Source organism: Arthrobacter agilis (assembly GCF_002953615.1).
Lineage (GTDB): Bacteria > Actinomycetota > Actinomycetes > Actinomycetales > Micrococcaceae > Arthrobacter_D > Arthrobacter_D agilis_B.
The window spans coordinates 437,985-446,962 of sequence record NZ_CP024915.1 but is presented as its reverse complement, the minus strand read 5'-3'; the positions used below and the strand labels follow the sequence as shown (position 1 = coordinate 446,962).

Genomic DNA, 8,978 nt, shown 5'->3' with positions numbered 1-8,978 from the left:
CGACCGCGTCGCCACGGCGGTCGCCACCGTGGGACTCGCAGTGCTCCTCGGGCAGTCGGGCGCCCTGTGGCCGAAGCACCGGACCGGCTGGACCCGGGGAGGCACCGGCCGGCCCACCGCCCACCACCTGGCGGCTCTGGGCCGGGAATCCGCCCTCTACGTCGTGGCAGCCCTGCTCGCCGGCAGCACGGCGACGGCGCTCGGGATCGGTCACTCGTACTGGGCGATGGTCGCCGCGACCGTCCCGCTCGTGGGGCAGTCCGCACGGGCACGGGTCAACCGGGGCCTGCAGCGGATCCTCGGCACCTTCGCCGGGCTCGTCCTGACCGCCCTGGTCCTCCTGCCCGGGCTGGCAGCATGGCAGCTCGTCGTCGTCATCGCCGTCGCACAGTTCGCCGCTGAGATGTTCGTCCTGCGGCAGTACGCCCTCGCGCAGGCGTTCGTCACTCCGCTCGCCCTGGTCAGCACCGAACTGGCGCACCCGAGCGACCCGACCGGTCTCCTCGCGGACCGGGCGATCGAGACGGTCATCGGCGCCGCGGTCGGCATCGCTCTCGTGCTGGCGCTCCACGCCGCGCAGCGCGGTGCGCGGTCGGCCGCCGCGGGCGCCTAGCGCATCGACAGCAGGATCTTGCCGGTGTGTTCGCCCCCATCGAAGTAGGTGTGCGCCTCCGCGACCTGTTCCAGGGGGAACACGCGGTCGACGAACGGCCGCACGCCACCCGAGGCGACGAGCGGCCAGACGCTGTCGCGGACCGCAGCCATGATGGCCGTCTTCTCGCCGACGGGCCGCGCCCTCAGGGTGGTGCCAGCGATACTCGCCCGCTTGCCCATCAGGGTGCCGAGGTCCAGTTCCGCCGTCGTCCCGCCCTGCAGCCCGATCACCACGAGACGCCCGCCGGTCGCCAGGGACTCGACGTTCCGCGCCAGGTACTTCGCACCGACGACGTCGAGGATGACGTCCGCTCCCCTACCGGCGGTCGCCGTCCGGAGTTCCTGTACGAAGTCCTGCTCCCGGTAGTTGATCAGCGTCCGGGCACCGAGGGAGCGGGCGACACCGAGCTTCGCCGCGGACCCGGCCGTCACGTGCGGCACGGCCCCGAGGGCGAGGCTCACCTGGATGGCCATCACGCCGATCCCTCCGGATGCACCGTGGATCAGGACGTCGTCGCCCTCCTCGAGTCCGGCCTGCAGCACGAGGTTGGACCAGACGGTCGCGGCCGTCTCAGGGAGCGCGGCGGCCTCGAGCAGGCCCACTCCATCCGGCGCCCGTACCACCTGCCCGGACGGCACGGCCACCTTCTCCGCGTAGCCGCCGCCTGCCAGCAGGGCGACGACGGCATCCCCCTCGTGGAAGGCCGACGTCCCCGGGTCCGCGACGTGGCCCGACACCTCGAGGCCCGGGATCGGGGAGGCCCCGTCGGGAGGCGGGTAGAAGCCGCGGCGCTGCTGCACGTCAGCGCGGTTCAGCCCGGCCGCGACGACGTCGATGAGCACCTCGTCCTCGCCCGGGACCGGGTCGGGGACCTCCTGCACCGACAGCACCTCGGGTCCACCCTCCCCATCGATCACCACTGCACGCATACCGGCCTCCACCTGCTGGGTATTTGGGCGTCACCCGCCCTTCATGAAACACTAGCGGCGGAAGGTTGTCCGAGCGGCCGAAGGAGCTGGTCTTGAAAACCAGTGGGCGGTCACCCCGTCTCAAGGGTTCGAATCCCTTACCTTCCGCTCATCAGGAGGTCCCGCACCGCGGGGCCTCCTTTTCTGTCTCCCCGGTGCCGGCGGCGCACCCCGGCGATGGTGTCCTCCGTCGTCGGTGCGGTACTGTCCCGAGGAGCAACAGCCGTGCCACGGGTCCGTGGCCGACGACGGGGTCTCGATGCGCACTGGGGAACACACGGGGGAATCGCTGCGCCGTCGGGCGATGATGACGGCGTTCCTGGGGACCCTCACGCTCGCAACGGGCTGCGGCATCCTCTCCCCGGACGGCCCCGAGCGCGACGCCGAGGGCACCGTGACCGCGGAAGCCCGGACCGACGCCTTCTCGATCGAGGTGGGCGACTGCATCGACGACCCGGGCACCGAGGACGTCTCGGACATCACCGTCCTCCCCTGCGACGAACTGCATACCTTCGAGGCGTTCGCGAGGACCGAGATGCCCGATGGCGACTATCCCGGCCTGCCCGCCGCCAACACCGCCGCGAGCGAATTCTGTGCTGAGGAGTTCGCTGCGTTCGTCGGTCTGGCATACGACGCGTCAGCGCTCGAACTGCTCTACTTCTACCCGGTCGAGGACAGCTGGACCTCGGACGACGACCGGGAGATCCTCTGCTTCGTCGCGGACGCGGGCGAGACACCGGTGACCGGAACGCTCAGGGACGCCGCACGCTAGGACGATTCGTCCACGGATAAGGCCCGTGGGCCCCGATTCTTCCGGAGCCACTGGCTTTTTGGTAACCCATTGTTAACGATCTACTGGTTGGCTTCTCCCGGAAACGGAAATGTCACCTGAGTCACATATGGTGCTCATGCCAACGCGCCCACCCATCGAGGGTCGGCGGGCTTCACTCGCGGCTGCTGCGCAGCCATCGTCAAGGAGAAGAACCAACGAATGAGTAATTCGTCATGGAAGGGAGCGCTCGGTGCGGCGCTGTCGGCAGGGCTGATCGCCTCACCGATGATCGCACTGCCAGCCGCGGCGGTGGAGACCCCACCGGCCACGGCGTCCGTCGCGGGAGACGGTGTCATCATCAATGAGGCGTTCGTCTCGGGCGGCTCGGCGGGCACGCCGTTCACCAACAAGTACGTGGAGCTCTACAACCCGACGGACGCGCCGGTGAGCCTCGACGGGTGGTCGCTGCAGTACCGCGCACCCGCTTCGAGCACTGTCGCACCGGGAGTGACCGCCCTCCGCGGCACCATCCCTGCCAAGGGATACTTCCTGGTCCAGGGCAACTCGAACGGCACGGCCGGTTCGGCGCTGCCCACCCCGGACCTCGCAACCTCCTTCGCCCCCGGCGCCAACGGCGGCCTCCTGGTCCTGTCCGACCAGGCCACCACGGTGGGAGTCCTGCCCACGGGCACCATCAACGGGACGCCGGGCGTCGTGGACGCCCTCGGCTACGGCAACGCCACCGCCTTCGAAGGCACGGTCGCCACCGCTCCCGGCAGCGGCAGCGCGAAGTCGGCCAACCGCACGGGCTTTGCCGACACGGACGACAACGGCGCCGATTTCACCCTCCAGGACACCACGCCGACGAACAGCGGCGCGACCCCGGGCGGTCCGGCTCCGACGCCGACCCCGACGCCAACCCCCACGCCGACCCCCACGCCGCCCACCCCCGGCAAGGTCACGCCCATCCGGGACATCCAGGGCACCGGGACGGCCACGCCGCTCAGCGGCCAGACGGTCACCACGCGTGGCAAGGTCACCGCCGCCTACCCCACGGGCGGCTTCGCCGGCTTCTACCTCCAGACCGCGGGCAGCTCGGCAGCAGCCGACCAGACCGCCTCGGACGCCCTCTTCGTCTACTCCCCCGCGACCGTCGCATCCGTCGCCGTGGGTGACTACGTCGAGGTCACCGGCACCGCCGGAGAGTTCTTCAACCTGACGCAGCTCACCGTCGCGGCCGGCGGCACCACGAAGCTCGCCGAGGCTGCCGAGGAGCCCAAGGCGTCCACCATCGCGCTCCCCGCCACGGAGGCAGCCCGCGAAGCGGTCGAGGGCATGCTGTTCCAGCCCTCGGGCGACTTCACGGTCGCCGACAACTACACCCTGAACCAGTACGGCGAGGTCACCCTCGCGGCCGGCACCGAGCGCCTCCTCCAGCCCACCGACGTCGCACGTCCGGGCACCCCGGAGAACGCCGCGGTTGCCGCCGACAACGCGGCCCGCAGCATCCGCCTCGACGACGGCGCCACGACCAACTTCTTCACGCAGGCCAACCGCGGCAAGGTCCTTCCGTACCTCACGCCGTCCCAGCCCGTGCGTGTCGGCTACAGCGCGTCCTTCACCTCCCCGGTGGTCCTCGACTACCGCAACAGCGCCTGGAAGTTCCAGCCGCTCGCCGAGCTCGATGGAGCGGCCCCCTCGGGCGTGCAGCCCGTGCAGTTCGCCGGCGAGCGTCCGGCTGCGCCCCAGCCGGTCGGCGGCAACGTCAAGATCGCTTCGTTCAACGTGCTCAACTACTTCCCCACCACGGGTGAGGACCTCACCGGGTGCACCTACTTCACGGACCGCGCCGGCAACCCGATCACGATCAACGGCGGCTGCGACGCCCGCGGTGCTGCCGACAAGGAGAACTTCGAACGCCAGGAGGCGAAGATCGTCGCGGCGATCAACGCCCTCGGCGCGGACGTCGTGACCCTCATGGAGATCGAGAACTCGGCGCAGTTCGGCCAGGACCGTGACGCGGCCCTCGCGACGCTCGTCGAGGCACTCAACGAGAAGGCCCCAGGCACCTGGGACTATGTCCGCTCGCCGGCCGCCGTCCCGGCGCTCGCCGACGAGGACCTGATCCGCACGGCCCTGATCTACAAGAAGGCCGTCGTGGAGCCCGTGGGTGAGTCCGTCATCCTCAATGACGACGTCGCCTTCTCCAACGCACGCAAGCCCCTCGCCCAGGCCTTCAAGCCGGCCGGCGGCACCGAGGACGAGACGTTCCTCGCCATCGTCAACCACTTCAAGTCCAAGGGCTCGGGCCCGAGCTCCGGAACCAATGCGGACAACGGTGACGGCCAGGGCGCCTGGAACGCCGCACGCGTCACCCAGGCCAAGGCACTCGTGGCCTTCGCGGACTCCATGAAGGAGTCGGCCGGGACCGACAAGGTCTTCCTGACCGGCGACTTCAACTCGTACACGAAGGAGGACCCGATGCAGGTCCTCTACGAGGCGGGATACGTCAACCAGGGCGAGAAGGACGACAGCTACTCCTACGTCTTCTCGGGCCTCAGCGGCTCCCTCGACCACATCCTGGCTTCGCCCGCGGCGGATGCCGCGGTGACCGGGGTCGACACCTGGAACATCAACTCCGTCGAGTCGGTCGCCCTAGAGTACAGCCGGTTCAACAACAATGTCACCGACTACTACGCCGCCGATCCCTACCGGGCCAGCGACCACGATCCCGTGATCGTGGGACTCGACCTCGCGCCGGCCGACACGACGGCCGAACTCAACCTGCTGAACATCAACGATTTCCACGGCCGCATCGACGCCAACACGGTCCGCTTCGCGGGCACCGTCGAGAAGCTGCGCGCCGAGTTCGGCGAGGACAGGACGGCCTTCCTCTCGGCCGGGGACAACATCGGTGCGTCGCTGTTCGCCTCCGCGCTGCAGGACGACAAGCCGACCCTCGATGTCCTCGACGCACTGGACCTCCGGGCATCCGCGGTGGGCAACCACGAGTTCGACAAGGGTCTCGCGGACCTGACCGGGCGCGTCGCCGATGAGGCGGACTTCCCCTACCTCGGGGCCAACGTCTACACCAAGGGCACCACCGAGCCCGCGCTCGACGAGTATTCGATCATCACCGTCGACGGCGTCGATGTCGCCGTGATCGGCGTCGTCACGCAGGAGACCGCAGCACTCGTCAGCCCGGGTGGTATCGCGAGCGTCGACTTCGGCGATCCCGTCGACGCCGTCAACCGCGTCGCAGCGGAGATCGAGGAGCAGGACCTCGCCGACGTCATCGTCGCCGAGTACCACGAGGGCGCCGGCGACGGCGTCGTCGAGGGGGCGACGCTCGAGCAGGAGCTCGCCGCCGGCGGATCGTTCGCCCGGATCGTCACGGAGACGACGCCGCTGGTGGACGCGATCTTCACGGGCCACACCCACAAGCAGTACGCGTGGGATGCTCCCGTGCCGGGCGCGGCCGGCGAGACCCGGCCTGTGCTGCAGACCGGCTCGTACGGCGAGTTCGTCGGTCAGATCACGCTGAGCGTCGACACGGAGACCGGCGACGTGGAGTCCTACACGGCCCGCAACGTCGCCCGCACCACGGACGCCGACACAGCCCTCGTGGCCGCCTTCCCCCGCGTCGCCGAGGTGAAGACGATCGTCGACGCGGCCCTCGCCCAGGCGGCGGTCATCGGCAACCAGCCGGTGGGTTCCGTCACCAAGGACATCACGACGGCCTTCACGGGCACCACGCGTGACGACCGCACCTCGGAGTCGACGCTCGGCAACCTCGTCGCCGACTCGCTGAGGGCGAGCCTCTCCTCCGCGGAACGCGGCGGAGCCGAGATCGGGGTCGTCAATCCAGGCGGCCTGCGCAACGAGCTCTACTACGCACCCGACGGCGTCGTGACCTTCGCCGAGGCGAACGCGGTACTGCCGTTCGTCAACGACCTCTGGACCACGACCCTGACCGGTGCGCAGTTCAAGGCAGTGCTCGAGCAGCAGTGGCAGCCGGACGGCAGCTCACGGTCCTTCCTGGCCCTCGGCCTGTCGGACAACGTGAGCGTCACCTACGACCCGGCCCTCGCGCGCGGTTCGAGGATCACGTCGGTCCTGATCGACGGCGCACCCCTCGATCCCGCCAGGGACTACCGGATCGGGACCTTCAGCTTCCTCGCGCAGGGTGGCGACAACTTCACGGCCTTCCGTGAGGGAACCGACACCCGCGAGTCGGGACTGGTGGACCGCGACGCATGGATCGACTACATCCGGGCCAACAGCCCGCTGTCGCCCTCCTTCGATCGCCGCAGTGTGCAGGTTCAGGGCGCCCCGACCACGGTGAAGGCCGGCACCGCCGTCTCCTTCACCGTCTCGAAGCTCGACCTCACGTCGCTGGGCAGCCCGGTGAACACCACGCTGGCCGCGAGCTTCGTCGCGGCGGACGGTACGACGACGCAACTCGGGTCCGTTCCCGTCTCGGGCGGCAGCGCCACCGTGGACCTCACGATCCCGGCGACCGCCGGCGGACAGGGGCGCATCGTCCTGACCGCCGCGCCGAGCGCGACGACGGTGACCCTTCCGGTCACGGTCGAAGCGGTGACTCCGGTCGAGCCGCCCAAGCCCGGCAAGCCGGAGAAGCCCGTCAAGCCGGTCAAACCCGGCAAGCCGGGCAAGCCCGCCTGCTCCGAGCCGGCCCTGCCGGCCGAGGGCGCCAACAACGGCAGCTGGGCCAGCTACCGTGCCCACCTGGCGAACTACCACCGCTGCCTCGAAGGCTAGGTAGATCGCCGGGCTCCGGCCCGAAGAACCGAGGGGACCTCCACCAGCATGGTGGAGGTCCCCTTTTTCGGGATCGGACCCGGATCCGGGACGCCCGGCCGGCGTGTCTCAGGCGGGGACGGTCCGCGCGAGGATCTCCCCGGCGATGGCGTCGGCGTCGAGGAGGGTCCTGCTGCCCGCATCGAGGGGCGCTCCGGCCTCCGCCGCGATAGCCGTCCCCCACTGCACCGATGCGAGCTGGAGACCGATCACGAACAGGGACTCCTGCTTCCTGCCGCTGCTGTCGACGGCGCGGTAGGGCGGGGCGGTGACGTCGAGCCCGGCCGACGTCACCGGGACCCCGTCCTCCGACATGTGCGTCTTCGGCCGGACGGTGCCCCGATCGAGGAGGTTCCGCATGAGCGGCGACAGGCTCGTGGACACCCGGTTGGCAGGCATCATCGCCTCGACGAGGTAGCGCGCGGAAAAGGATTCATCCTGGACCCACGGCGAGGTGGCGCGGAACAGCTCCTCGTCCGGATCGAAGCCGAAGCCCGGGTTCGGGCCGACGAACCGGACGATCCCCGCCCGGACGAGCGCCGCGAGCTGCGCGATCCGCAGTGGCGGCGGCCCGCTGGCGAGGCCCTCGACGAGCGGTTCGAACCACCCCCGCAGTTCCGCGTTCCACGACGAATCCGAGATGCCGCCGTCCGCCACGGCCTGCTTGACCACGGAGCGGCCGGCGTTCATGGCACCTATCGCCATCTTGAGCGGATCGTCCTCGCCCTTCGCCGACCCGGCGGCATCGGCGTCGAGGTAGGCCAGCACCGCATCGGTGAATTCGTCGCCGTCCGCGAAGTGGCGGCCCGCGAAGGGATGCGCGAGCGCTTCGACGTCCAGCCGGAGGTCTTCCGGAACGGACCGTCCGACGGCGGACCCGGCGGCGTCCTCCCACTCCGGGCCGCTCGTGGCGAGCGCTGCTGCGAGCTCCTCGAGGAACGCGGCCCGCGGCACCCCGAGAGCTCGCGGCGACGTGCGGCACAGCGTCGAGTAATAGGCCCACAGCACGTCCCGGTGCAGCAGGGGCCAGACGTCGTGGTCGAAGCCCGGCTGGATGCCGGACCTCCGGAACGCGAGCACGCGGTCGGGCGTGCAGTAGCGCAGCGTGACACTGCGCGGGATGTAGGAGTCGAGGGATGCCTTGGCCCGGTAGGGTACGCCGCGCCGTGAGGCGGCGACCAGCCTGGGTTCCCTCCCGGAGGCCTCGTAGTCGAGCCGGCCGTCGGTGCGGCGTGTGAACCGCCCGCCGCGCCCTTCCGTCAGCTGGATCATGGCGTCGAAGAAGTTCAGGCCGAGGCCGCGGATCAGGACGGTCTTCCGCGCCGGCAGCCGGTTCCAGGAGACATCGGCCGGGACGGCGGGCGGCCAGTACTGCAGGCCGTACCGGGCGGCCGCATCCTGCAGCTTCTCCTGCTCGGGCGTGAGGGTCGCGGCAACGTGGCCCACGGCCAGGACGACGTCGTCGGCGAGAAGCTCCGAGCCGTCGTCGAGGGCGATCCGCCACCTGCGCACGGAACCACCGGTGCCGCCGGTGCCGTCACTGCCGCCGGTGCCGTCGGTGCCCTGTCCGCCGTTCCTGCCCTTCCTGTCGTCGCTGCCGCCGGTGCCGTCGCTGTCCCCATCCCCCCGGGCCAGCCCCACGGCCTCCTTGCGGTGGTGCTCCACCCGGATGCCGGGGCCGGCCTGCCGCACCAGTTCAGCGAACATCCATGTGAGGTACCGGCCGTAGAGCGCCCTGCTCGGGAAATCGCTCGACGCCAGC

General features: G+C 70.3%; 5 protein-coding genes and 1 tRNA gene. 4 read left to right on the top strand and 2 right to left on the bottom strand.

What is annotated here, in order from left to right; genetic code table 11:
* The coding region (locus tag CVO76_RS02175) for an FUSC family protein (RefSeq protein WP_208740522.1) at window positions 1-613 on the top strand (613 nt) is incomplete at its 5' end.
* Here CVO76_RS02175 and CVO76_RS02170 read toward each other — a convergent pair.
* Entirely contained in the window at window positions 610-1,584 is a 975-nt protein-coding gene (locus tag CVO76_RS02170; protein WP_208740521.1) for an NAD(P)H-quinone oxidoreductase, read from the bottom strand. The genes CVO76_RS02175 and CVO76_RS02170 overlap by 4 nt on opposite strands.
* Window positions 1,585-1,643: 59 nt before the next feature.
* On the opposite strand from CVO76_RS02170, the gene CVO76_RS02165 reads away from it, so the two are divergent.
* The 3 genes from CVO76_RS02165 (at window position 1,644) to CVO76_RS02155 (ending at window position 7,177) form a co-directional block, all read left to right on the top strand.
* A tRNA-Ser gene (locus tag CVO76_RS02165) sits at window positions 1,644-1,731 on the top strand.
* Window positions 1,732-1,882: 151 nt separating this feature from the next.
* Window positions 1,883-2,395 carry a septum formation family protein gene (locus tag CVO76_RS02160; RefSeq protein ID WP_208740520.1) on the top strand — a complete coding sequence of 171 codons (513 nt, stop codon included), beginning with the start codon at window positions 1,883-1,885 and terminating at the stop codon, window positions 2,393-2,395.
* A gap of 219 nt (window positions 2,396-2,614) precedes the next feature.
* Window positions 2,615-7,177, top strand: a complete 4,563-nt coding sequence (locus CVO76_RS02155) for an ExeM/NucH family extracellular endonuclease (RefSeq protein WP_208740519.1) — start codon at window positions 2,615-2,617, stop codon at window positions 7,175-7,177.
* A 108-nt stretch (window positions 7,178-7,285) separates the two neighbouring features.
* Here CVO76_RS02155 and CVO76_RS02150 read toward each other — a convergent pair.
* Window positions 7,286-8,978: FAD/NAD(P)-binding protein (locus CVO76_RS02150; RefSeq protein ID WP_208740518.1), on the bottom strand; the 1,693-nt coding region annotated here is incomplete at its 5' end.